This is a genomic window from Flavobacterium sp. 270, assembly GCF_004368785.1.
Taxonomy (GTDB): domain Bacteria; phylum Bacteroidota; class Bacteroidia; order Flavobacteriales; family Flavobacteriaceae; genus Flavobacterium.
The window spans coordinates 528711-552873 of the sequence record NZ_SODM01000002.1 but is presented as its reverse complement, the minus strand read 5'-3'; the positions used below and the strand labels follow the sequence as shown (position 1 = coordinate 552873).

The 24163-nt window shown below is 32.2% G+C and carries 20 protein-coding genes; 3 read left to right on the top strand and 17 right to left on the bottom strand.

Annotation, left to right across the window (positions count from 1 at the left end):
* Window positions 1-138: 138 nt before the first annotated feature.
* The 6 genes from EV144_RS09690 to EV144_RS09665 all read right to left on the bottom strand — a co-directional run bounded on the left by EV144_RS09690 (window position 139) and on the right by EV144_RS09665 (window position 4260).
* The gene (locus EV144_RS09690; RefSeq protein ID WP_134148340.1) at window positions 139-1089 is read right to left on the bottom strand and encodes a DUF3078 domain-containing protein; all 951 of its coding nucleotides are present in this window, start codon (window positions 1087-1089) and stop codon (window positions 139-141) included.
* A gap of 77 nt (window positions 1090-1166) precedes the next feature.
* A complete protein-coding gene (locus EV144_RS09685; protein WP_134148339.1) occupies window positions 1167-1676 on the bottom strand; it encodes a DUF2480 family protein in 510 nt (169 codons plus the stop codon).
* A gap of 77 nt (window positions 1677-1753) precedes the next feature.
* A complete protein-coding gene (locus tag EV144_RS09680; protein WP_134148338.1) occupies window positions 1754-2077 on the bottom strand; it encodes an iron-sulfur cluster assembly protein in 324 nt (107 codons plus the stop codon).
* Between the two features lie 104 nt (window positions 2078-2181).
* On the bottom strand, window positions 2182-2607 hold the full coding sequence (locus tag EV144_RS09675; RefSeq protein WP_134148336.1) for a SufE family protein: 426 nt from the start codon (window positions 2605-2607) through the stop codon (window positions 2182-2184).
* A gap of 2 nt (window positions 2608-2609) precedes the next feature.
* On the bottom strand, window positions 2610-3035 hold the full coding sequence (locus EV144_RS09670) for a hypothetical protein (protein ID WP_134148335.1): 426 nt from the start codon (window positions 3033-3035) through the stop codon (window positions 2610-2612).
* 10 nt (window positions 3036-3045) lie between these two features.
* Window positions 3046-4260, bottom strand: coding sequence for an aminotransferase class V-fold PLP-dependent enzyme (locus tag EV144_RS09665; RefSeq protein WP_134148333.1), 1215 nt, complete (start codon window positions 4258-4260; stop codon window positions 3046-3048).
* Between the two features lie 209 nt (window positions 4261-4469).
* Between EV144_RS09665 and EV144_RS09660 the strand changes: the two genes are divergently transcribed.
* Entirely contained in the window at window positions 4470-5819 is a 1350-nt protein-coding gene (locus EV144_RS09660; RefSeq protein ID WP_134148332.1) for a serine hydrolase domain-containing protein, read from the top strand.
* 146 nt (window positions 5820-5965) lie between these two features.
* Here EV144_RS09660 and sufD read toward each other — a convergent pair whose 3' ends face one another.
* From sufD to EV144_RS09620, 8 genes are all read right to left on the bottom strand, one after another.
* Complete coding sequence (sufD, locus tag EV144_RS09655; RefSeq protein ID WP_134148330.1) at window positions 5966-7282, bottom strand: Fe-S cluster assembly protein SufD; 1317 nt, start codon at window positions 7280-7282, stop codon at window positions 5966-5968.
* 47 nt (window positions 7283-7329) lie between these two features.
* Window positions 7330-7719 carry a four helix bundle protein gene (locus EV144_RS09650; RefSeq protein WP_134148328.1) on the bottom strand — a complete coding sequence of 130 codons (390 nt, stop codon included), beginning with the start codon at window positions 7717-7719 and terminating at the stop codon, window positions 7330-7332.
* Between the two features lie 82 nt (window positions 7720-7801).
* Window positions 7802-8548: a Fe-S cluster assembly ATPase SufC gene (gene sufC / locus EV144_RS09645; RefSeq protein WP_134148327.1), complete on the bottom strand. Its 747-nt coding sequence runs from the start codon at window positions 8546-8548 to the stop codon at window positions 7802-7804.
* An 11-nt stretch (window positions 8549-8559) separates the two neighbouring features.
* Window positions 8560-9048, bottom strand: a complete 489-nt coding sequence (locus EV144_RS09640) for a flavodoxin family protein (RefSeq protein ID WP_134148325.1) — start codon at window positions 9046-9048, stop codon at window positions 8560-8562.
* Between the two features lie 6 nt (window positions 9049-9054).
* Window positions 9055-9327 (bottom strand): Txe/YoeB family addiction module toxin, encoded by a 273-nt coding sequence (locus EV144_RS09635; RefSeq protein ID WP_134148323.1) that lies wholly within the window; start codon window positions 9325-9327, stop codon window positions 9055-9057.
* Window positions 9318-9524 (bottom strand): DUF2683 family protein, encoded by a 207-nt coding sequence (locus EV144_RS09630; protein WP_134148321.1) that lies wholly within the window; start codon window positions 9522-9524, stop codon window positions 9318-9320. The genes EV144_RS09635 and EV144_RS09630 overlap by 10 nt, the downstream gene beginning before the upstream one ends.
* Before the next feature lie 17 nt (window positions 9525-9541).
* A complete protein-coding gene (sufB, locus tag EV144_RS09625) occupies window positions 9542-10990 on the bottom strand; it encodes a Fe-S cluster assembly protein SufB (protein ID WP_134148320.1) in 1449 nt (482 codons plus the stop codon).
* Window positions 10991-11058: 68 nt separating this feature from the next.
* Window positions 11059-11388 (bottom strand): HesB/IscA family protein, encoded by a 330-nt coding sequence (locus EV144_RS09620; protein ID WP_116751590.1) that lies wholly within the window; start codon window positions 11386-11388, stop codon window positions 11059-11061.
* Window positions 11389-11760: 372 nt separating this feature from the next.
* Between EV144_RS09620 and EV144_RS09615 the strand changes: the two genes are divergently transcribed.
* Both EV144_RS09615 and EV144_RS09610 read left to right on the top strand, forming a co-directional pair.
* The gene (locus EV144_RS09615) at window positions 11761-12690 is read left to right on the top strand and encodes a hypothetical protein (RefSeq protein WP_134148318.1); all 930 of its coding nucleotides are present in this window, start codon (window positions 11761-11763) and stop codon (window positions 12688-12690) included.
* A 171-nt stretch (window positions 12691-12861) separates the two neighbouring features.
* Window positions 12862-13719, top strand: a complete 858-nt coding sequence (locus EV144_RS09610; protein WP_134148317.1) for an MBL fold metallo-hydrolase — start codon at window positions 12862-12864, stop codon at window positions 13717-13719.
* A 73-nt stretch (window positions 13720-13792) separates the two neighbouring features.
* On the opposite strand, the gene EV144_RS09605 is transcribed toward EV144_RS09610, so the two are convergent.
* The 3 genes from EV144_RS09605 to EV144_RS09595 all read right to left on the bottom strand — a co-directional run bounded on the left by EV144_RS09605 (window position 13793) and on the right by EV144_RS09595 (window position 23964).
* The gene (locus EV144_RS09605) at window positions 13793-17767 is read right to left on the bottom strand and encodes a leucine-rich repeat domain-containing protein (RefSeq protein WP_134148316.1); all 3975 of its coding nucleotides are present in this window, start codon (window positions 17765-17767) and stop codon (window positions 13793-13795) included.
* A gap of 81 nt (window positions 17768-17848) precedes the next feature.
* Window positions 17849-18550: a hypothetical protein gene (locus EV144_RS09600; RefSeq protein ID WP_134148314.1), complete on the bottom strand. Its 702-nt coding sequence runs from the start codon at window positions 18548-18550 to the stop codon at window positions 17849-17851.
* A 2-nt stretch (window positions 18551-18552) separates the two neighbouring features.
* The gene (locus EV144_RS09595; RefSeq protein WP_134148312.1) at window positions 18553-23964 is read right to left on the bottom strand and encodes a T9SS type A sorting domain-containing protein; all 5412 of its coding nucleotides are present in this window, start codon (window positions 23962-23964) and stop codon (window positions 18553-18555) included.
* Window positions 23965-24163: the final 199 nt, after the last annotated feature.

Genomic DNA, 24163 nt, shown 5'->3' with positions numbered 1-24163 from the left:
TGATACATATAATTGTAAAATAGTATTCAATTGCCTTCAGCTTTAGTTGGAGGTTTTTTGTTTGTAAAAGAAAAGGCTTTAGTTAAACTATTTTAGTTTACTAAAGCCTTTTTTATTTTTCATTTATCTACCTTCTGATCAGAATCCAAAATTAATTCCTAATCCAAATACTTCTCTAGTTTGAAGACCTTTAAAAGCATTATCATCATAAATAGCTTGAAAAGCTAAATTGGCAGACAGAAATTTGTTTACTTTCATGACAATGTTCAAAGAATAATTGATATCCACGTTTTGTGGATCTTCTAAATAATTAGAATATAAATTTAATGTGTTTTCTGCGGTTACATTCGTCATAATAGCCAATTTGTAATAAACAGAAGCATAAAAACCTAATTCGTAGCGCATCGTTTTGTTGGCATCAACGCCAAAATAAGATCCATCGACATACGGTAATCCTGTTGCCTGATCTATACCATTGGTATACGCGCCATCTACAAAAGTAAATTTTGAGGTAAGTGGTGCAAAGTTTATTTTTAGATTATCGTCTTTAGACCAATAAATACCAGGACCTGTAGTAAGATAACCCGGCGACATAAATTTAGTATTTTCAGTTCGGATTTCTTTTCCGTTTGCATCCTGACCGTAAATATAACCCGTTGTAAATTGCGTTCTGAAATTTAGAAAATAAGAGTAATACCATTCGCCAAACGCTCTTTTACCAACAATGGAATTAAACTCTAAGCGGTCGTCTGTTTTTTTTCCGAAGTCTGTATTTTTAGTTTGTAAAAGCCCGTAATACGCAAGGATTTTATTATCCCATGTTATATCGTCTTTTTTGTAATTGAAGTCGTAATTGATTCCTAAAGTTCCAGAGAAACTATCTTCTCCGCCGGCAATCCAGTTATTAAAGCTTGATTGATTCAATAAAAGTGATACAGTTCCTTTTGCTTTCCAGCCTTCACCTTCAATTGTATCATTAATTTTTTTAACGGCTTTTTCTGTATTTTGAATTAATTCTTTTTCTGAATTTTGGGCTTGAACAAAAGTAAGGTTTGCTAAAACGAAGAGTAATAAGAATATCTTTCTCATAGTATTTAGTTTAAGTGTATTAACAAATATACTAAAAACCGCTTTATTCTGTAGGATTAATTGGGTGTTAAAGTGCGTTATTTCTTAGATTCCTTGTACAAAGGAACCGCAGAACAAGCTTCTCCATACATAATGCTTCTTGCAAATGGCTGTAAGTAGTTGGCAGCTAAAATGTAAGCACGAGTTGGAACTGGTTTCTTAGAACAGCCTTTTATGATTACAGGTTTGTTTTGATATTCAGAATAATCAATTTTAGGTAAAATTTCCTCGTATAAACTTCCGTCTAAATCCTCAATTGTTCCGTTGACTACTTTTTTGGCAAAAGGTGCCAATTGAACAGCAACTAATATTAAAGCCCAAGCGGGAATAATAGCGTCTGTACTGCAGTTTACAGCAACATATTGATCTTGATATTGCGACCAGTCATGATTTTTTAAATACTCTCTAAAGTCTTTTTCTTTTAATAAAAAACCTTCTAAAAGCCATTGCGAAATGTCAAGCTGCACACGCATTCCTTTAGGATAATAATCCTCAAGATCAAATACTTCTAAGGCGCTGTTGGCAACTTTATTGATTATTTCTTCCATGTGAAAAAGTTAGTTTCAGGTTTAAAGTTTCACGTTCCAACAACTTGAAACCTGAAACTTTAAACTTGTAACAAATATTATAGCATTCCTAATTCTAATTTTGCTTCTTCGCTCATTAAATCTTTGCTCCAAGGCGGATCGAAAGTAATCTCTACATCAACATCTTTTATATGCTCGATTGTTTTTACTTTCTCCTCAACTTCTCTTGGTAAACTTTCCGCAACCGGGCAGTTTGGAGATGTTAATGTCATCAGGATTTTTACTTCGTAATCAGTATTTACCATTACATCGTAAATCAAACCTAATTCGTAAATATCTACAGGAATCTCAGGATCGTAAATACCTTTTAAAATTTTTACGATTGATTCTCCTAATTCGTTTGTGTCTATTTCTTGTTCCATTTTTGTTTTTTGTTTTATTTTTTTGCCACGAATTTCACAAATTTCCCGAATTAATTAGTTTGAAAAAAAAATTAGTGTAATTGGTGAAATTCGTGGCGAAAAATTTAATTCTTGTTTTTTGCATCAAAAGCTAAAGCGTACATTTTAATGTTTTTTATCATCGAAACCAAGCCGTTTGCACGAGTTGCTGATAAATGCTCTTTTAAACCGATTTCATCGATAAATTCTGTATCAGCATTTATAATGTCTGATGCTTTTTGATTCGAGAAAGCACGAATTAAAATCGCTATAATTCCTTTTGTCAAAATTGCATCACTGTCTGCAGTAAAAACAATTTTATCGTCGTTTTGCTCCCCTTGAAGCCAAACTTTAGACTGACATCCTTTGATTAAATTTTCGTCGGTTTTGTATTCTTCTTTTATAAGCGGAAGACTTTTTCCTAATTCGATGATGTATTCATAACGCTGCATCCAGTCATCAAACATTGAGAATTCGTCTATTATCTCGTTTTGTATTTCTTTAATTGTCATAATTATTCTTTAGTAAAATCTACTAATAAGTTTACCAGCTTTTCAATTTCCTTTGGCGGATAGCCATTGTCAAAACCTGGTGTTTCGTATGTTTTTCCGTTGGCTGTTATTTTTAAACTTCCGATTGCGGCACCGTCAAAAAAGCGTTTTTCGGTTGGTGCTTTCAAGGTTGGAATATTGTCCAAATTTACTTTTGAAAATGCAGCAACAATTTCGTTCCATTTTGCCGAATCAATTTTGCTTTCTACAGCTTCTTGATTTCTGTTTTTTGTTACAGAAACCGATTGATTATGAACTACTATTTTTTTATAAAGACCTCGGGAAACTGCAGAATATTCAATTTGAGTTGATGTCATATCTACTTTTTTTTGACTTGAACAACCAGTTCCGATAAAAATTATTAGAAGCAAGAAAGATAATATTCTCATAAGAAAGTTTTTAGCTTAACATTGTTTGTGCTTTTTTTACAGCTTCAACCATTACATCAATTTCTTCTTTTGTATTATAAAAAGAAAATGAAGCACGAATAGTTCCCGGAATACAAAAGAAACTCATAATAGGCTGTGCACAATGATGCCCAGTTCTTACTGCAATTCCTAATTTATCAATAATAGAACCAATATCGTATGGATGAATACCATCAATATTAAACGAAACTACAGAAGCTTTATTCTTTCCGGTTCCGTAAATTCTCAAGCCTTCGATTTCTAATAAACGTTTTGTAGCATATTCTAAAAGCTCATTTTCATATTTTTGAATATTCTCAAAACCGATATTATTTAAATAATCAATCGCAGTTCCAAGAACAATGCCGCCGGCAATATTTGGAGTTCCGGCTTCAAATTTATGAGGAAGATCAGCATAAGTTGTTTTCTCGAAAGTAACTTCTTTAATCATTTCACCGCCGCCCTGATAAGGAGGGAGTTTGTTTAGCCACTCTTCTTTTCCGTATAAAATACCAGTTCCGGTTGGACCACACATTTTATGACCAGAAAAAGCATAAAAATCGCAATCTAAATCCTGAACATCTGGTTTAAGATGCGGAACAGCCTGCGCCCCGTCAATCAAAACCGCAGCGCCAACAGCGTGTGCTTTTTCGATTATGTATTTTATAGGATTAATGATTCCTAAAGCATTAGAAATATGATTTAAAGTAACCACTTTTGTCTTTTCAGAAAGCAGCTCATCAAAAGCGTCTAAAATCAATTCACCATCTTCGTTAATCGGAATAACTCTTAATGTCGCTCCGGTTTTCTCGCACAACATCTGCCACGGCACTATATTACTGTGATGCTCCAAAGAAGAAACGATAATTTCGTCGCCAGGTTTTAAAATTGATGCAAAACCATTTGTTACCAAATTAATTCCGTGAGTTGTTCCAGAAGTAAAAAGAACTTCATGAGCAAATTTCGCATTAATATGTTGTTGCACTTTGCCACGAGAAACCTCGTAAGCATCTGTAGCTAATTGACTTAAAGTGTGTACGCCTCGGTGAATATTGGCATTTATTTCCTGATAATATTTTTCGATCGCATCAATCACAATTTGTGGTTTTTGTGAAGTTGCACCGTTGTCAAAATATACCAAAGGTTTTCCGTTTACAGTTTGTGAAAGAATCGGAAAATCAGCTCTTATTTTTTGAATATCTAGCATGTCTTATTTAGAAAAAATCTATTTACAAAAGTACTAAAACTAAATTGGTTTCTCGGTCAAAACTATAATTTCCTTTTATGGTGCTATCAATAGAAAGCTTTTATGATGAATTCGCAAATTTAAAGTAGAATGCAAATTGTATTTCTAAATTTGGTTGTAAAATCGTGAGAATAAATTAATTATATTGCATTAAAATATCAAAATTAATCATGAAAAAAATCTTTAAACTTCTCGCGCTAGTTCTAGTTATTGCTCTTTTGTATTTTGGTTTTACTACTTATCCTAAACTCGATTTAATTTCTGGTTTCTCAGCTAAAAGTGTCGCTTCCGGACATTTTATGGATGATCGTTCATTAGATTTAATTCAGAAAACAGATAATGATATTAATCTGATTGATCTGGCAAAAAATTCCATAAATGAAACAGGAAAATTTGCAACTGCAACCGTTTATGGATTGAAAGAAAGAAAAGCAATTTATCGCGAAGGTTTGGGTGCTACTTTGATTAATGATGATTTTGATATTTCAAAACCTTATCTACTTCCGAAAAGAACAAAATTAGAAAACAATCTTCCTTTTCCTTATGGAAATAAGGAACCAAAAGATACCACTTTTTCAAATGTTGATTATTCTAAGTTAAAAAATTCAGTTGAAAATGCTTTTGATAAAGATGGAGGAAAAAAGAAAAGAACTCGTGCGGTTGTAGTTTTATATAAAGACAAATTAATTGCCGAAAAATACGATACAGGATTCACAAAAGACAGTAAGATTTTGGGTTGGTCAATGACAAAAAGTATTACAAGTTCAGCTTTTGGAGTTTTGGCTAAACAAGGAAAAATTGACATCTACAAACCAGCTCCAATTGCAGAATGGAAAAATGATGAGCGTAAAATTATTACGATTAATGATTTATTGCACATGAATTCTGGTTTGGAATGGGAAGAAAACTACACAAAAATTTGCGACGCCACAAAAATGCTTTTTCAGGCTGAAGATATGGGAAAAGTGCAAATGGACAAACCGGCGCAATATAAACCCAACACGCATTGGTATTACTCGTCTGGAACTACTAATTTATTGTCTAGAATTTTAAGAAGCCAATTTAAAACACAGCAAGAATATCTTGATTTTTGGTACAGCGCCGTAATAGACAAAATCGGAATGAACTCGATGATTGTGGAACAAGATATGTCGGGAACTTTTGTAGGTTCATCTTACGGATGGGCAACACCACGCGATTGGTCAAAATTCGGATTATTATATCTTCATAAAGGAAATTGGAATGGCGAACAAATCTTAGACGAAAGCTGGGTAAAATATACCGCAACGCCAACCAATACTTCTGATGGGAAATATGGAGCTCAATTTTGGTTAAACGCCGGAGGAAAATTTCCAGATGTTCCTCGCGATATGTTTTATTGCAGTGGTTATCAAGGACAAATGGTAGCGATTATTCCGTCAATGGATATGGTGGTTGTGAGAATGGGAGTTAGGGAAGAAGAACCTGGATTTGATTTTAATGGTTTTTTGAAGGGGATTATTGAAAGTGTAAAGAAGTAATATTAGGTTGCTCCTGCAAGGTTTTCAAAACCTTGTAGGTGTCAATTCTAACGCTAATATCTCAAGGTTTTGGAAACCTTGAAGGAATAAAAAAACCGATAAACTTTTATAAGCTTATCGGTTTTTAATTTTGATAATAAGAAATACTACAAATCAAATCCTAAATTCACGCCCAATTTCATGGCAATGATTTTAGTAATTCTTTGTTTTAATTCCGGTATTTTAATACTTTCGATTACGGCATTTGAGAATGCATACATCAATAAAGCTTTAGCTTCTTTTTTCGGGATTCCGCGTGACTGCATGTAAAACATTGCTGTTTCATCAAGCTGTCCAACAGTACAACCGTGCGAACATTTTACGTCGTCTGCAAAAATCTCTAATTGCGGTTTTGCGTTGATTGTCGCTTTGTCACTCAATAAAATATTATTACTTTTTTGGAAAGCATTTGTTTTTTGAGCTTCTTTATTTACAAGAATTTTTCCGTTGAAAACTCCAGTCGAACGATCAGAGAAAATTCCTTTATAATCTTGGAAACTTTCACAATTTGGCTGTGCGTGGTTTACCAAAGTATAATGATCAACGTGTTGTTTGTCATTCAAAATAGAAATACCATTAAGCGTACTTGTCAATCTTTCACCAAAATGATAAAAGTTTAAGTTGTTACGAGTAAGATTTCCTCCAAACGAAAAAGTATGCACATAAGCATGACTTTCTTGTTGCTGCGAAACATAAGTATTGTCTACTAAGTTTGCTTCGCTGTTGTCATTCTGAATTTTGTAATAATCAACAATTGCGCGTTTTTGAGCAAAAATCTCTGTAACAGAATTCGTTAAAACCGGATTTTCGTTCAAACTTTGGTGACGCTCAATAATTTGAACATGTGAATTTTCACCCACAATAATCAAATTTCTCGGCTGCACCATTAACGCCGCCTCATTTCCTGTTGAGAAATACATTACTTCAATAGGTTTATCAGCAACTTTTTTCTTCGGGATATTGATAAAAGCACCTTCACTTGCAAAAGCAGTATTTAGCGAAGTTAAACTTTCATCTTTACTTGCAATTTGATTGAAGTAAGTATCAATAACCATTTTATATTTTGGTTTGGTTAATGCCGATGACATTAAACAAACATCGATTCCGTCATGTGTTGTAGAAGACAAATGCGAACTGAAAACACCATCAATAAACACTAATTTATAAGTGTCGATTTCGTGTAAAAAATATTTTTTTACCTGATTGAATTCGATTGCATTTTCTTGCTTAGGAAAAACCGTAAAGTCATTTTTTAAGATGGCGTTTAGCGATGTATATTTCCAAGCTTCTTCTTTTTTGGTTGGGAAACCTTTATTTTCGAAGTTTTTTATAGCAGTTGTGCGAATGTCATGCAAATCTGAATTTACATCAACACGCTCTTCAAAAGCCATAAAAGACGATACTAATTTTTCTTTTAAATCCATTGTTCTTTTGTTTCCTTCGGTGTTTCAGGTTTCAAGTTTCAAGTTTGTCACTGAAACTTATTCCCTTTGAAATCCTTCTTATTAAGGTAAGTGATAAAGTTTTTTATTTTACCACTTAGGTTTTCGTAATCTTTTTTTAAAGTTTCGAATTTTTCTTCTGAAATATATTCAAAATCAAAAACTCGATATAACTGAGATCTTGTTTCTCCGGCTGAACCTTTTGCAATAGAAAGAAATTGTCTAAATTCTAAATTTCCATCTCTTTCAAATCCTTCAGCAATGTTATCCATAACTGAATCCGAAGAAGCTTTTATTTGATTTTTAAATCTGAGATCTGATCTTAACTCTGTTTGAACTGCAATAAGATGAATTTCTTTTGCTAATCGTCGAGCTTCTTTCCAAATTTCTAAATCTTCAAATCGTGTAATCGTTGCCATTTTCCGTCTAATTAATTTTTAAGTTTAAACTTACAAAATGTAATTCAACTTGAAACTAAAAAAACATGAAACCTGAAACAAATTAATTCTCTGCTTTAATCCAGTCGTATCCTTTTTCTTCTAATTCGTAAGCAAGCTCTTTTCCGCCAGATTTTACGATTCTACCATTATATAATACGTGAACGAAATCCGGAACGATATAATCTAATAAACGTTGGTAGTGCGTAATAACGATAATTGCGTTTTTCTCGCTTTTCAGTTTGTTTACACCATTTGCAACAATTCTTAAAGCATCGATATCAAGACCAGAATCGGTTTCGTCAAGAATAGCCAATTTTGGTTCTAACATTGCCATTTGGAAAATCTCGTTTCTTTTTTTCTCTCCACCAGAAAAACCTTCGTTTAATGAACGAGATAAAAATTTACGATCGATTTCTAACAATTCAGATTTCTCACGAATCACTTTCAACATTTCGTTAGCCGGCATTTCTTCCTGACCATTTGCTTTACGAGATTCATTGATTGCAGTTTTCATAAAGTTAGTTACGCTAACTCCGGGAATTTCTACAGGATATTGAAACGAAAGGAAAACTCCTTTGTGCGCTCTTTCTTCTGGAGCAAGATCAGCAAGATCTTCTCCGTCCAGGAAAACTGCTCCGTCTGTAACTTCGTAGTTTTCGTTTCCGGCAATAACAGCCGAAAGTGTGCTTTTTCCAGAACCGTTTGGTCCCATGATAGCGTGTACTTCGCCAGCTTTTACTTCTATGTTGATTCCTTTAAGGATTTCTTTATCACCAATTGCGGCGTGAAGGTTTTGTATTGATAACATTGTTTTTTATTTTATATAAATGTCAATTCTATTTTTGTTGTTTGGTTCAGAACATTTGCATTAAAATGCGCGTGTCCTAAATATTCCATGCCTAAATAATCGGCTGTTTTTTTAAACGGAATGTAAAAACTCTCTTCAATTTCATTGTCATGAGAATTTGTTATCACGCCAATTTTTTTTCCTCTGAGTTTTCGCCCGGTTTCTTTTTCAATTCGGATTAAATCCGAAATACGATCAAAGAAAACCTTCATGATTCCACTCATATTATACCAATATATAGGAGTTGCAAAAAGTAAAGTATCATAATTTTCAATTATTCCTCTTATCAAAGGCAGAAAATCATCGTCTATATTTTTGCTTTCATAATCATAATAGGAGATGTTATAATCACTCAGATTAATTACATCTATATATTGTTCTTTAGAAATTTCATCCACAATTTTTGTTGTGTTTCCGTTTTTTCTGGAAGAACCTAAAATGATTACTGTTTTGTTTTCCATTAATACTTATTCGTAATGACCTTTTAGTGAAATTACATTTAATATTTCTATTGTATTCTCGTCTATAATTTCATAAATCAGTCGATGTTCTTGATCAATTCTTCTAGACCAAACTCCTGATAAATTATATTTTAAGGGTTCAGGTTTTCCAATACCTTCAAAAGGATTTTCTTGAATTGCTCTTAATAATTCAGAAATTTTCTTTAGAATTTTTTTATTACCTGATTTATTCCAAAACACCAAATCATTTTTTGCTTTAGTAGAAAAAACTATTTCCATAGTTTGTCTATATCTTCAATGGTCATTTTAGTCCCTTTACCTTGTCTTAATTCTTCTCTGGCTTCCAAAATCTCTTTTACAAATTCAGGATTATATGGTTTTTCTATTTCTTCAACAATTTCAAAACCAAGAGATTTTGCCAGCGATTTAAAAACTGGAAAATCTTTTTTATTTACATTTTTTAAGATAAGATCCATATTGTTTTGTTTTTTTATTATCCTACAGAACCTTCTAAAGAAATCTCTAATAATTTTTGAGCTTCAACAGCAAATTCCATTGGCAATTTGTTCAATACATCTTTACTGAAACCGTTTACAATTAAGGCAATCGCTTTTTCAGTCGGAATACCTCTTTGGTTGCAATAAAAAACCTGATCTTCTCCAATTTTACTTGTAGTTGCTTCGTGCTCAATTTTTGCTGATGGATTTTTACTTTCGATATAAGGGAAAGTATGTGCTCCGCAATTATTTCCCATTAATAAGGAATCACATTGCGAAAAGTTTCTTGCATTCTCCGCTCTAGGAGAAATCTGCACTAAACCTCTATAACTGTTTTGTGATTTTCCAGCCGAAATACCTTTAGAAATAATAGTCGATTTAGTATTTTTTCCTAAATGGATCATCTTAGTTCCAGTATCAGCTTGTTGGTAATTATTGGTTACGGCAATAGAATAAAATTCTCCAACCGAATTATCTCCTTTAAGTACACAAGAAGGATATTTCCATGTTACAGCAGAACCAGTTTCTACTTGCGTCCAAGAAATTTTAGCGTTTGTTTCGCATAAACCTCTTTTGGTTACGAAGTTATAAACCCCACCTTTTCCTTCTTTGTTTCCAGGAAACCAGTTTTGAACGGTAGAATATTTAATTTCAGCATCGTCCATTGCGATCAATTCAACCACAGCAGCGTGCAATTGATTTTCGTCACGACTAGGAGCTGTACAACCTTCAAGGTATGAAACATAACTTCCGGCATCTGCAATAACAAGCGTTCTTTCGAATTGACCTGTTCCGGCTTGGTTGATTCTAAAATAAGTTGAAAGTTCCATTGGGCAACGAACGCCTTTTGGAATATAACAGAAACTTCCGTCAGAGAAAACCGCTGAGTTTAATGCTGCGTAGAAGTTGTCTTTTTGAGGTACAACAGTTCCTAAATATTTTTTAACTAATTCAGGATGTTCTTTAATGGCTTCAGAAATCGGACAGAAAATAATTCCTTTTTCTGCCAAAGTTTTTTTGAAAGTCGTAGCAACAGAAACAGAATCGACAACAATATCCATAGCGACATTGTTCATCATTTTTTGTTCGTCAACAGAGATTCCTAACTTTTTGTACATTTCAAGAAGTTCTGGATCTACATCGTCTAATGTCTTGTTTGGATCTACTTGCTTTGGAGCAGAATAGTATGAAATTGCCTGAAAATCCGGCTTTTCATAATGAACGTTTGCCCATTCCGGCTCGATCATTTCTTTCCACGCACGAAAAGCCTCGATGCGCCATTCGGTCATCCATTCCGGTTCTTCTTTTTTAAGCGAAATAGCTCTTACGATATCTTCGTTTAAGCCAATAGGAAACGTCTCAGATTCTATATTGGTATAAAATCCGTATTCGTATTCTTTAGTTTCGAGTTCGATTTTTAAATCGTCTTCAGTATATTTTGACATTTTTTATTTTTTTAAAACACTACAAAAATTTAACTTTTGAAGCGTTTAAGCTTTATAGGTTCTTTTATTTATAGTGAAAAAGATTCGCCGCAACCACAAGTTCTGCTTGCATTTGGGTTATTGAAAACAAAACCTTTTCCGTTTAATCCACCAGAAAACTCAAGAGTTGTTCCGGCTAAATACAGAAATGATTTTTTTTCAACTGCAATTGTTATGTCGTTGTCTACAAATATTTTATCGTCGTCGCCTTTCGTTTTGTCAAATTTTAAATCATATGACAAACCAGAGCACCCACCGCTTTTCACACCTACGCGTACGTAATCATGGGCGGCATCAAAACCATCGTCACTCATCAAATCGATGATTTTCTTTTTGGCTGTATCAGAAACTTTTATCATTGTTTTTATGGTATTTATCTTTTCAACATTCCTTTTAATCATTAAAAATAGTAATCAAATTATTACATTTTAAAGTGCTGTATGTCAATGCTGAAATGAAATTATCTGCAAAGATACGACTTAAAAACCTTTTTCCATAATGGTTCACATTATTATAACAAATGTTAAAATAGATAGAAGTTATTTTAATAAAAAAATCATTTTACTTTTCTGGAAAAAATGAAATTCTAATAAATTTTGCGAATTAATTAAAAATCATATCTTTTTGTAAGATTTAGGTATCAAATATGTTTTAAATATGTTAAAAAAGGGTATTTATACGCATTCATAGCAAATATTTATTGGTACTTTTGCAAGAAATTGTGAGTAATTATGAAAAAACAATACACAAATAAGTGGTTAACAGCACTTTTAGCAGTATTTTTTGTTTTTGGAGTAGGAGCAACAGTCTTTGTTTTTAGTATGGAGTCGTATGGGGGTGATGAGAATAAAACAAATGAAGCCGTAAAAGAACAAGAATTTTTGGGGTCGAATAGAGAATATCTTGCTCAAAAGAATATACTGGATTCTTTAAATACATTAAAGTTGGCTTATGATGTTGCCATTCTTGAAAAAACAGCTTTGTCTCAAGAACTTGAGCTTGAGAGAAAAAATGTAGAAAACTTAATGGAAATCATTAAGGCTTCTCAAAATCCTTCGGTCGCTCAGATTAAGATTTATCGCAATCAGCTATCGGATTTTAAAAACACATTAGAATCTAAAGTTGTAGAAATTACTAAACTTAAATCTCAGAATAAAAATTTATTAACGGAGATTGAAAGTCAAAATTTGGTTATGTATAAGCAAAAAGCTGAAAATGACACTTTAATTTCGAAACAAAAAAAATTAGAATCTACACTAAAAGATGCTTCAAAATTGGCATTATCCAATTTTAAGGTATTAGCACTTAGAGAAAAAAGCTCTGGAAAAGAGTTGGAAACTACTAGAGCAAAAGGTACTACAAAATTTAAAATAAGTTTCACTGTAAATGGAAATCTTGTTGCTAAAACAGGAAAAAGAGTTTTTTATATTCAGGTTTTAGATCAGAAAAACAATGTTTTGGGTGAAAATAAATTGATTGAATTTGGAAATGATAAAGCACTGGTTTACAGTTTTATTGTTAGTACCGATTTTCAAGGGAAATCTATAAATGTTTATGGTGTTTTGAATGCAGATGAAAATCAGTTTAAAAAAGGAACTTATTTTGTCAATTTCTTCGACAAGCAGGAAATAATGGGAAATGCTTCTATTACTTTAGAATAATTTTTTTGCCACTAATTGCACTATTTTGCACGAATCTTTTTCTTTTAGTTGAAGATTAGAAAATAATTCGCGATTATATTTATTTCTACAAAGCGAAAGTTTTTAAATAGGAAATTTTAGCATAAGGAAATTGGATTTCCTAGCTTTGTTTGTTATTAAAAATTTAAGCTCATGAAACTTTATCCTATTGAATCTGGAAATTTTAAATTAGATGGCGGCGCGATGTTTGGCGTTGTGCCTAAAACAATTTGGAATAAAACGAATCCTGCCGACAACAATAATTTAATTGATATTGCAGCGCGCTGTTTATTGATTGAAGAAGGAAAACGACTGATTTTGATTGATACTGGAATGGGCGACAAACAATCGGAGAAGTTTTTTGGATATTATTCGCTTTGGGGCTCGCATTCTATAGATAAATCTTTGGCAAAATATGGTTTTCACCGTGATGATATTACGGATGTTTTTATGACGCATCTGCATTTTGATCATTGTGGCGGAAGTGTAGGATGGAACTCTGATAAAACGGGTTATGAACCGGCTTTTAAAAATGCTAAATATTGGACGAATGAAAGTCATTGGGAATGGGCAACAAAACCAAACCCTCGCGAAAAAGCTTCTTTTTTGTCTGAAAATATTTTGCCTTTACAAGAGAGTGAGCAATTGAATTTTGTAAAACGACCAGACAGTGATTTCGGCTTTTCGAAAGAAATGGGTTTTGACATCTTCTACGTTGACGGCCATACCGAAAAACAAATGATTCCGTATATAAAATACCAAGATAAAACCATTATTTTTTGTGCCGATTTATTGGCGACAGCCGGACATATTCCGCTTCCGTATGTTATGGGGTACGACACAAGACCTTTATTGACAATGCCGGAGAAATCAAAATTCTTAAATGATGCAGCAGATAATAATCATTATTTGTTTCTGGAACATGATGCGCACAATCAAATTATAACGGTTGAACATACCGAAAAAGGCGTTCGATTAAAAGAAGTTTTGACCTGCGAAGAAGTTCTTTAAAAGCATTTAAAACATAAAAAAATCCCATTTTCAAATTAATGAAAATGGGATTTTTTAGTTTAACTAATTGTAATTATTCTACTATTACTTTCTTAGCCGAAGCTGCATCTTGATTGATTAAGTATATATAGTAAATTCCTTTTGGAAGACCAGACAAATTGATCGTGTTAATAGTGTTTGACGAATCTAAATTAAATGTTTTTACTAATTGTCCTAACGAGTTGTAAACTGTCGCTTTTTCTAAGCTTACATTTAGAATGTTTACTTCGCCTTTAGTTGGATTTGGATACATTACGATTTTATCAAGAATAGAATCTTCAAGACCTAAAGTACAGGTTTCAGAATAAGTTGTTGTTGCTTCTTTAATTCTTGACCAGTTTGCATTAGAATAAGGAGCGCTGTCTACTTTTACACAGCCTAAATTAATAAGCCCTAAAAAGCTAGTACCTGGAATGTTGGCAGCTTTTTTACCATTTTGTGATTCTACAATAAGATTTTGATTATTTCCGTTTTTCAAATTCAGATATACAAGTGGATTTCCTGTAACATACAAAATTTGAAGATTACTGTTTTTAGAAAGATCCAAAGTCGTAAGTTGATTATTACTGCAATCTAAAATGTTTAATGCTGTGAAATTTTCAATTCCTGTTAGGTCTTTAATGTTACTATTTGAAAGGTCTAAAGAGGTAATTGAACTTATGTTTGCAGTGGTAATTTTTCCGTTTAAACCATCAGTGTCAATTCCTAAATTAATTAATTTCTGTTCAAAGTTTGAATCTGAAATCTCAGTGTAATAAGACGTACAATTAGCTTCGTAACTTGCAGTTGCATCTTTTTTTGTTGACCAGTTAGCATCAGAATAGGCTTTGTCATCAACTTGAATACAGCTTAGATTTGGATTGTTTGTAAGATTTAGATATAGCAATTGAAAGTTAGCATTATTTCCATTCTTCAAATTTAGACTCGTTAATTGATTAGAATTAGCATATAAACCAATTGCGGCTGGATGCACGCTTATGTCCAAAGTTGTTAACTGATTTTTTGAACAATTTATAAGCTCCAAAGATTTATTTTTGCTTACATCCAAATCTTTTAGTTGATTAGACTGACAATATAGCTCTGTTAGAGCAGTGAGTTTAGAAACATCCAAGTTGGTTATTTTGTTTTCACGACAATCAAGAAGCGTCAAAGCAGTATTTTTGCTTACGTCTATAGAGGTTAATTGACTGGTATTACAGCCCAAAAATGTTAAGGCAGTATTTGAGCTTAAATCCAAAGAAGTATATTGGTTTGAACCAGAATCTAATTTTGTTAAAGCTGTATTTACTTTAATATTCAAAGAGGTTAATTTATTTGAGTAACAAGTTAAGTCAGTTAAAGCGACATTATTACTTACATCTAAAGTTGCAATTTGGTTATTATTACAATTTAAAACAGTTAAAGCAGTATTCTTACTTACATTCAATGCTGTTAATGAATTTTGACCGCAATACAAAGTAGTTAAAGCAAGATTATTACTTAGATCTAAAGCTGTAATCTGTGTGTTAATACAATCTAAAACAGTTAGAGCATTATTATTACTTAGATTTAATGCTTTTAAACTGTTTTGACCGCAATATAAATTAGTTAATGATACAAAATCTTGTATTCCTGTTAAATCTGAAATATTACTTTTGGTAAGGTTTAAGGTTTTTAAAGTGCTGATTTTAGATGTCAAAACTTTACCATCTATGGCTCCGCTATCAAGCCCGATATCAATTAATTTTTGTTCAAAGTTTATATCAGGAATTAAAGTATATGGAGTACAATCTGTATTGAAACTTGCACCTGGGTTTTTCTGACTGCTCCAGTTTTTATTACTATAATCTATATCATCAACCTGAATACATACTAGATACTGGTTGTTATCGAAGCGTATAGCAGAACCAGGATTGCTGAATAGGATATTTGCTCCATTTTTGATATTCAAACGAGTTAGGTCGTTCGTATGGGCAAGCATAGTGGTCAGTTTATTATTTTTACTTAAATCCAGACTAGCTATCGAATTACCATTACATATCAGAGACTGCAGGTTCACATTAGAAGATACATCAAGGGCCTGAAGTCTATTAAAATTAATATCCAGACTTTCAAGTGCTAATTGTTTAGAAAGATTTATGTTATTTAGAAAATTATTATAACATTTAATGGATTTAAGCGCTGTATTATTAGAAAAATCAAGCGCGAGTATATTATTATTAGAACACTCCAATACAAGTAACATCGGATTATTAGACAAGTCCAATTTGTTTAATTGGTTATTATTACATTCTAAAGAGGTTAGCAGCGTGTTTTTAAACACATTTAAGTGAAGCAATCTATTGTTCGCGCAATTCAAAGTTTTTAAAGCAACAAAAGCTTCAAGCCCTGTAAGGTCTTTAATGGAGCTTTGTGACACATTTAGAGAGGTCAAAGAAGTTACTTTGGATGTCAGAATTTTTCCGTCGGCAACACCTGAATCAATACCCAGACTAATTAGTTTGTTTTCGAAATTAATATCGGGAATTAAGGTAAAATAATCTGTAAAGACACAAGGACTTGCGGAAAAAGATGTTATAGGATCTTTTTTATCGGACCAATTTGTATTTGCATATGCTAAGCTGCTAACCTGAATGCAATACAAATCCGGATTTGATTTGAAAGACGCATTGGTAAGTAAAGTGTTTTTCGCAAGATTTAAAATCGTTAGTTGATTTCCGTTTAAAGATAAAGAAGTTAATGCAGGGTTGTTTGATACATCTAAACTTGTTATTAGATTTTCGTCTAGATATAAAGAAGTTAATGCTCCATTAAAGGTCACCGCTAATTTTTCGATTTTATTTTTACTAATATCCAAAATTTGCAAAGAACTACTATAAAATAAGTCAATCTTTGTCAATTGATTGGAAGAGCATGACAGCGTTTTTAGGGCTGTATTACGGGATACATTCAGAGTAGTTATTTTATTTTGATTACAGCTTAAGGTCGTTAAAGAGACATTTTTGGTAATGTCCAGTGTACTAAGCTGGTTTCCATCACAGGATAAATTAGTCAAACTGTGAAAATCTTCAATACCAGTCAGATCAGTAATCGAACTATTTGAAACATTCAGCGAAGTTACCGAAGTAATATCTGCTGTTAGAACTTTGCCATTTACACCATCCTTGTCAATACCCAGAGCAATTAGTTTCTTCTCAAAATTGGCATCAGGAATTATGGTATAAGGAGAACAATATGTACTGTATTGTGCATCAATTTCTGATCTGGGCCAGCGTACATTTGCCTCTTCTACATTATCTACCTGAACACATTTTAGATTTGGACTACTAAACGTTAATGTAGAAAGAGGAGCATCAAACAAATAATTTGTCCCATTTTGAATATTGAAACTGATAAAACGATTGTCATGAGCTCGTACATAATGGATTTTAGTGTTTTTGCTTAGGTCTAGATTCTGTAGCAAATTGGTGTAACATGTTAAGGTTGACAAATTCACGTTAGGAGAAAGGTCAAGAGTTTCAATTTTATTGGTGTCACAAAAAAGATACTCCAGCATTAACTGCTTAGAGACATTTAAGGTTGTAAGTTGATTGCTGTTGCAATAAATATTTTTAAGTGCTGTATTATTAGAAAAATCAAGCGCTGTAAGTTTATTTAGAGAGCAGTCCAATTTTTGTAATAATGGATTATTAGAGATATCCAGTGTGGTTAATAAATTATTGCTGCATTCGAGAGAGGTTAACGCAATGTTTTTAGAAACATTTAGCTTTGTCAATCGATTAGAAGAACATCTCAAATCTTTTAAAGCTGTAAAAGCTTCGATACCGGTAAGGTCTGTGATCGAGCTGGTTTCAACATATAAATAAGTTAAAGAACTTACTTTAGACGTCAGAACTCTACCATCGGCAACGCCCGAATCAATACCCAGACTAATCAGTTTGTTTTCAAAATTCACATCAGGAATAGATGTATACTGTGCATAAATAGAAAAGTTTGCTAGTAAAAGCAATAAGAGTAATTTTGTTTTCATAGGCTAAAATATGATTTAATATTAGTTGAAAAATCCCATTTTCATTATTTGAAAATGGGATTTTTAGTTAAAAGAATAGACTTAGTTCGTTTTAAATTTCCAAACCTGACCAATAGTTTCTCCGCCTTTATTGTCTTTTACAACAATTCTCCAATAATATTGTTTTGCAGGTTCCAGAGTAACATCAAGAGTATTTGAAGATGCGTTTTCTTTTACTTTAGCAGTCGGCGGATTTGCCATTCCAAAATACACATCGTAAGAAAGTATATCTGCAGTATCAACATCAGATGCAGTCCATTTAAGAGTTGCAGTTGTTCCGCTTAATGCAGCATTTATAGCAGGTGCAGTTAAATCTGGAGCAAAAGGCAAATGATTTACCACCGCATCACCAGACGTATAAAATTTGAAAGTAGAAGAAAAAGTACTCGCTAATCCTTTACTGTCTGTTGCTTTTACTCTCCAGTAGTAAGCTGTGTTTTTAGTCAATGCGATAGACGCAGAGTTGTCTGCTCCATCAAATGTTTTTTCAATTTGCGCAAAAGCATTGTCTTTTGCCACTTGAATTTGATAAGTAATAGCATCACCGTTAGGATCTGTTGCTTTATTCCATTGAAAAGAAACATTGCTGTCTAAACACAATTTATTGTCTGTCGGGCCAACTAAAGCCGGTACCGTTGGCGCTGTATTTTCAGCTGTCGGAGGTGTAGGCTCTGAGTCATCGCTGCCTCCTCCGCAAGAAATAAACACAAGACTAATGATTGATAAATATATAAAATTCTTCATCTTTATTTTTTTATAATTTTAATGTATTCCGGAGTGTCTAAATAGATTTTGGCAGCGTAAATTCCTGAAGGTTGATTTTCAAGATTCAATTGCGCTTTTCCATTTTCGATCGTGTAGTTTTTAGTAGAAACTAATTGGCCTCCAAAATTGTAAATTTCGATTTTAACTTCATTTTTATTCACTGGAATTTCGATTTCAAAACTTCCGGTTGTTGGGTTTGGATATGCAGTTAAGCTTCCAAAAACATCCATTGTGCTGATTTTTTTAGAATAAACACCTTCACAGGCTTTAGCGGTAGCAACTTCAACTAAAGCAGCTTTGTTAAGATCTAAAGAGAAATTAGAATCGGTTGTTTCAAACTGTGCCTGACCATCAACAAAAACAGTAAAAGGTGCAGTTCCTTCAGTGATTTCAACGTCAACTTTTCTAGAAGTTATACTAGATTTTCCTGTAATAGTTGCTCCTTTTGCAATAGTAACATTAAAGTTTTGTTCGAATATTTGTCCCGGAATTGTAATCGTAATTGCATAAATTCCAGGAGTTAAAGCAGTAACTTTTAGCGCATTATTGGTAAATGCAGCAGCTTTTCCGTTTATAGATGCAGAGTATGCAAATGCAGTTTTTGCTGTTATACTGATTTCACCATTGTTTTCACCAAGACAAGATTCTCCTTTAGTTTCGATAACAAAATTATTAGATGGCACGACTATTTCGCCAGTACATTCTGTATTGTAAGTGGCGATTGCATCTTTTTTGCCAGACCATTTTGTATTTGCTAAGACAACATCATCAACAAGAATACAGTACAATTTAGGGTTTGATGTAAAATTTAAAGTTGACATTGTAGAATTAATTCCATTCTTAAGATTTAAGGTAGATAATTGATTTGAACTTACATCAACGGAGTATAAACTTGTATTTTGAGAAAGATCCAAAGAAGCTAATTTATTTTTGGAAACATCTAATGTCTTTAAAACTTTATTAGAAGTAAGATCTATTTGTGTTAGAGCTGTATTTGTAATAATAAGATACTTTAGGTCTTTATTTTTAGAAAGATCAACACTTGTTATAAGATTATTAGACGCATAAAATGTTTCTAATTTTAAATTTTGAGAAACATTAATGTTAGTAAGCTTATTGTCGTTTATACCAACAAAATAAAGTAATAAATTTTGTGAAAGATCAATTTCAGTTAAGCTGTTTGTACGGCAGTGTAAATACTGTAAAGCTGTATTTTTAGAAACATTAAGAGATGTTAATTTATTACTGGAACAATCTAAATTCGTCAATTTTTTGTTTTTTGACAGATCCAGGGTTGTAAGTTCATTACTGTAGCAATTTAAAACTTCCAACTCAGCAAAATCCTCAATACCTGTTAAGTCACTAATTTTAAGAGTTGTATCAGAAACGTTAAGACTAGTCAATTTTGAGATGTCAGAAGTTAAAACTTTTCCATTTTGACCGTCTTTATCATAACCTTGCTGTATTAAAAGTTTCTCAAAATTAATATCTGGAATTTTCGTGTATTGTAAATTTACCTGACATGCTTCTGTTGAGTAATTTGCTTTAGCATCTTTTGCAATCCATTTATCCAAAGAGAATGCAGCGTCATCAACCTGAATACAAAGTAAATTTGGATTTTCGGTAAAATTGCCAAAAATCATGTTTTGCATATTAATATTATTACCGTTTTTTACATTTAGGCTGTAAAGGTTATTGTTTGCACAGTCAAATTCTTTTAAAGCCGTATTTTTAGAAACATCTAATTTGGTTATTTTGTTAAAACTTGCACTTAAAGTGACTAATTGAGTGTTTTTAGAAACATCCAAATCAATAATTTCATTATTACTGCATTTTAAACTATTTAATAAAATATTTTTGGAAACAGATAATTTATTCAGTTGATTTTTAGAACAATTTAGGGAACGCAATGAAGCAAAATCTTCAATTCCTGTTAAATCAGTTATATTACTGGCAGATACGTCTAAAGTAGTTACAGTATAAATACTTGATGTTAAGACTTTACCGTTTTTACCATCCGTGTCTATTTTAAGATCAATTAATTTGTTTTCAAAATTAGTATCGGGAATTGTTGTATATACTAATACTGCAGGACAAGAATTTGAGTAATTTGCCTTAGCATCTTTTATTGATGCCCAATTTGCTTTCGAATATTCTACATCATCTACTTCAATACAAGTTAAGTTTGCGTTTTCTGTAAATCCTCTGTAATACCATGCATTTATTACAAAGTTTTTATTATTTCCGTTTTTTAGATTTAAATTTTGTAAACGATTATTGTAGCAGTTTACTTCTTTTAAAACAGTGTTTTTAGAAATATCTAAGCTTGTTAAACCATTTTGGCTGCAATTTAAAAACTCTAATTTCAAATTGTTCGAAAGATCTAAAACCTTTACTCTATCTCTTTCGATGTCTAAATTTTTTAAAGCTGTATTTTGCGATAAGTCTAATGAATTTATTAATAAATCTGTACCATACAAATATTGTAAAGCTTTGTTTTTTGTTACATTAACTTCAGACAAAGGATTATTACTGCAATATAAACCTATCAAAGCAGTATTGCCTGTGACGTTTAATTCAGTGATTTTGTTGTTCTCAATTGATAAAGTTTCTAATGCTTTATTTTTAGAAACATCTATTGTTGTAAGTAAATTTGAAGTTGCTCTTAAATAGGTAAGCGCCAAATTATTTGAAGTATTAATTGTAGTAAGCCCAAGAAAAGAACAATCCAAAGAAGTCAAATTCGTAAGCGCCGAAATATCTAGTTTTGTAAGTTTACTAGGAGTTGAATTGAATGAGCTTGAACAATCTAAAGTTTTTAAATTTTTAAAATATTGTAAACCTGTGAGATCAGATATTAATTTACCATCAAAGGTCAGATTTTCTGTAGCTTCAACTCTTGATTTTAAAACTTTTCCATCCAAAACGCCATCAACATTATTACTCATTAATGCTTTTTCAAACTCTTGGTCAGGTATTGAAATATATTCCGGAGTTGAACAAGTTAATGAAAAAGATACTATTGCGTCTTTGCTGTTGGTCCATTTTGAATTTGCGTATGCAACATCATCAACTAATACACAATATAAGCTTGAACAATATATCATGCTAATTGAACTTATAGAAGTATTTTTTCCATTTTGCAGATTTAAGGTCGTCAGTGCTCTGTTTTCGTCGATTCTAACCGTAGTTAATTTTGTATTCTTAGAAAGATCTAAGCTGGCTAACTGATTGGTGCCGCAATACAATATACTTAATTCAGTAAGACCGGAAAGATCCAGGCTGGTTATCTTATTACTGTTACAATACAATTGGGTTAGTTTGGTGTTTTTAGAAACATTTAAAGTTTCTACCGTATAATTAGAATTAATATCTAAAAAGGTTAAATTAATATTTTTGGAAAGATCCAGTGTTTTTATTTTATTATTGTTTGCTTGTAAGGTATTTAATGAAACAAAATCCTCAATTCCGGTTAAGTCAGCAATAGCACTATTTTTAACGTCTAATGATTTTAAATCTTTCACATTGCTAGTTAATACTTTTCCATTAGGAGTTCCAGAATCTATTCCTAATGCGATTAATTTATTTTCAAAATTAATATCAGGAATTTTAGTATAATCATTACAATCTATATTTAAGCTTGTTGCAGCATCTTTAGTTACGGCCCAATTAGCAGCAACGTCAAGATTTGCAACCTGAATACATTTTAATGCAGCGTTGCCAGTAGTATTTAAAGTTGTTAAAGCTGAATTTTTAGAAAGATCCAATTTTTGTAATAAATTTCCAGAAACATTTAAAGTCTTTAAAGCCGTAAATCCTTCAATACCGCTTAAAGAAGTAATAGAACTGTTTGAAACGTCTAATGAAGTTATCGATGCGATACTAGAATTAAATACTGTTCCATTTTTGCCATCAGTATCAATACCAAGATTAATCAATTTTTCTTCAAATGCGACATCCGGAATCTGGCTCACTGTTGCACAGTCAAAATTTGAAAAGTACGAGGCCGAGTCTTTATAGGTTCCCCATTTATTTAAGGAATAAATAGCATCATCCACAATTATACAAGAAAGCTCCGGATTTTCTCTCACGTCAAACGAACCTGTGCTAATTAAAGTATTTTTTCCGTTTCTGAAATTCAAACTTTTAAGCTTGTTTTTAGAGCCTTTGAAAAAAGTTAAACTGGTATGCTTAGAGAGATCTAATGAAGTCAATTGATTTGAATCGCAAGCAAAGTAAGCCAATTTAGTATTTTTTGAAACATCAAGTGATGTTAACTGATTTTGACTACAGTCAAGACCAACTAAATCTAAAAGGTTTGAAACGTCAAGATTTTTCAATCCAAGATTTTGAATATACAGCCCTCCTAATTGTGTATTGTTAGAAAGATTGAAAGTAGACAATCCCGTAGATGAAATATCTAAAGTATATAAAGCTAAATTTTTTGTAACATCCAGCGAAGTAAGTAAATTTGCACTTAAATTTAAGTTTTTTAGTGCAAGGTTAGAAGAAGTGTTAAGGGTTGTAAATTTATTTCCACTAAGATTAATAGTGATCAAATTGACATTTTTTGAAATATCCAAACTAGCAAGTTGAGTTGCATAAATGTTCAGAGAGGTCAGTTTAGTATTTTTAGAGAGGTCTATAATTTTTAATTTACCACCTCCGCCATTACCTGCTGAATAAGAGCCTCCATTATAACTTAACGACTCTAAAATTTCAAAGTCTTGTATACCAGTTAGATCTGCAAGTGCTGGAATGTTATTGAAATCTAATGTTTTTACTGTTTTTGCTTTTGAGGTCAAAACCTGACCATCCGTAGGTCCAGAATCAACTCCCATTGCAATCAGTTTTTTTTCAAATTCAACATCCGGAATTTTTGTATATTGTTCTGTTCCCTGAACATAAACTTGAACATCATCAATTAAAAAAGAGTAAGCAGCATTGTCAAAGCTAAAACCAGAAATTGACAAGTCATAAGAGAGGTCTTGATCAGGAGTAAAAGTAGTTGCTTTTTCTGTCCATAAATTATTTGTTGCAAAAGTACTGCTGGACAAAGTAGTGGCGCTTCCGGCTTTTGAAATGTTTAAAGCAATCGGATGGTCTCCACCATAGTTACTCGTAAGATATTTGTAATTAAATTTTACCGTATAAGTTACACCAGCTTTCATTGGCACTTGAGCGGTAATTTTTGGAGACAAGGTCGTATACGACAGTCTTGCACTGTATTGACCTCCTATAAAATCTGTGCTGGACGTTACTGTATTAGCGATTGTCCAATTTGAAAGAACAGAGCCGCTCCATGTTTCAAATCCAGAATTAGGCACTAAATTAATTTGAGCATAAATAGTAAAATTTGCTAATAATAGCAGCAAGAGTAGTTTTGTTTTCATAGATTTTGTTTATGATTCAGTCGCGCAAGTGTACAAATTACAGTTGAGCATTCCTTACGGGATAACGTAAAGGGGATTATTATTTTTACTTTCCTTAAAGCGACATTAAAAAAATCAAAAAGAGCTGTCTGATTTTTAATACAAATAAGCTAAACTGTTGTTTTTTAGACATTGATCTACTTTTTATTCATTCCAAAAA

Coding starts and splice junctions, on each gene's coding strand:
- EV144_RS09690 (WP_134148340.1), bottom strand. CDS start 1,089: ATGAGAAAGATATTCTTATTACTCTTCGTTTTAGCAAACCTTACTTTT.
- EV144_RS09685 (WP_134148339.1), bottom strand. CDS start 1,676: ATGGAAGAAATAATCAATAAAGTTGCCAACAGCGCCTTAGAAGTATTT.
- EV144_RS09680 (WP_134148338.1), bottom strand. CDS start 2,077: ATGGAACAAGAAATAGACACAAACGAATTAGGAGAATCAATCGTAAAA.
- EV144_RS09675 (WP_134148336.1), bottom strand. CDS start 2,607: ATGACAATTAAAGAAATACAAAACGAGATAATAGACGAATTCTCAATG.
- EV144_RS09670 (WP_134148335.1), bottom strand. CDS start 3,035: ATGAGAATATTATCTTTCTTGCTTCTAATAATTTTTATCGGAACTGGT.
- EV144_RS09665 (WP_134148333.1), bottom strand. CDS start 4,260: ATGCTAGATATTCAAAAAATAAGAGCTGATTTTCCGATTCTTTCACAA.
- EV144_RS09660 (WP_134148332.1), top strand. CDS start 4,470: ATGAAAAAAATCTTTAAACTTCTCGCGCTAGTTCTAGTTATTGCTCTT.
- sufD (WP_134148330.1), bottom strand. CDS start 7,282: ATGGATTTAAAAGAAAAATTAGTATCGTCTTTTATGGCTTTTGAAGAG.
- EV144_RS09650 (WP_134148328.1), bottom strand. CDS start 7,719: ATGGCAACGATTACACGATTTGAAGATTTAGAAATTTGGAAAGAAGCT.
- sufC (WP_134148327.1), bottom strand. CDS start 8,548: ATGTTATCAATACAAAACCTTCACGCCGCAATTGGTGATAAAGAAATC.
- EV144_RS09640 (WP_134148325.1), bottom strand. CDS start 9,048: ATGGAAAACAAAACAGTAATCATTTTAGGTTCTTCCAGAAAAAACGGA.
- EV144_RS09635 (WP_134148323.1), bottom strand. CDS start 9,327: ATGGAAATAGTTTTTTCTACTAAAGCAAAAAATGATTTGGTGTTTTGG.
- EV144_RS09630 (WP_134148321.1), bottom strand. CDS start 9,524: ATGGATCTTATCTTAAAAAATGTAAATAAAAAAGATTTTCCAGTTTTT.
- sufB (WP_134148320.1), bottom strand. CDS start 10,990: ATGTCAAAATATACTGAAGACGATTTAAAAATCGAACTCGAAACTAAA.
- EV144_RS09620 (WP_116751590.1), bottom strand. CDS start 11,388: ATGATAAAAGTTTCTGATACAGCCAAAAAGAAAATCATCGATTTGATG.
- EV144_RS09615 (WP_134148318.1), top strand. CDS start 11,761: ATGAAAAAACAATACACAAATAAGTGGTTAACAGCACTTTTAGCAGTA.
- EV144_RS09610 (WP_134148317.1), top strand. CDS start 12,862: ATGAAACTTTATCCTATTGAATCTGGAAATTTTAAATTAGATGGCGGC.
- EV144_RS09605 (WP_134148316.1), bottom strand. CDS start 17,767: ATGAAAACAAAATTACTCTTATTGCTTTTACTAGCAAACTTTTCTATT.
- EV144_RS09600 (WP_134148314.1), bottom strand. CDS start 18,550: ATGAAGAATTTTATATATTTATCAATCATTAGTCTTGTGTTTATTTCT.
- EV144_RS09595 (WP_134148312.1), bottom strand. CDS start 23,964: ATGAAAACAAAACTACTCTTGCTGCTATTATTAGCAAATTTTACTATT.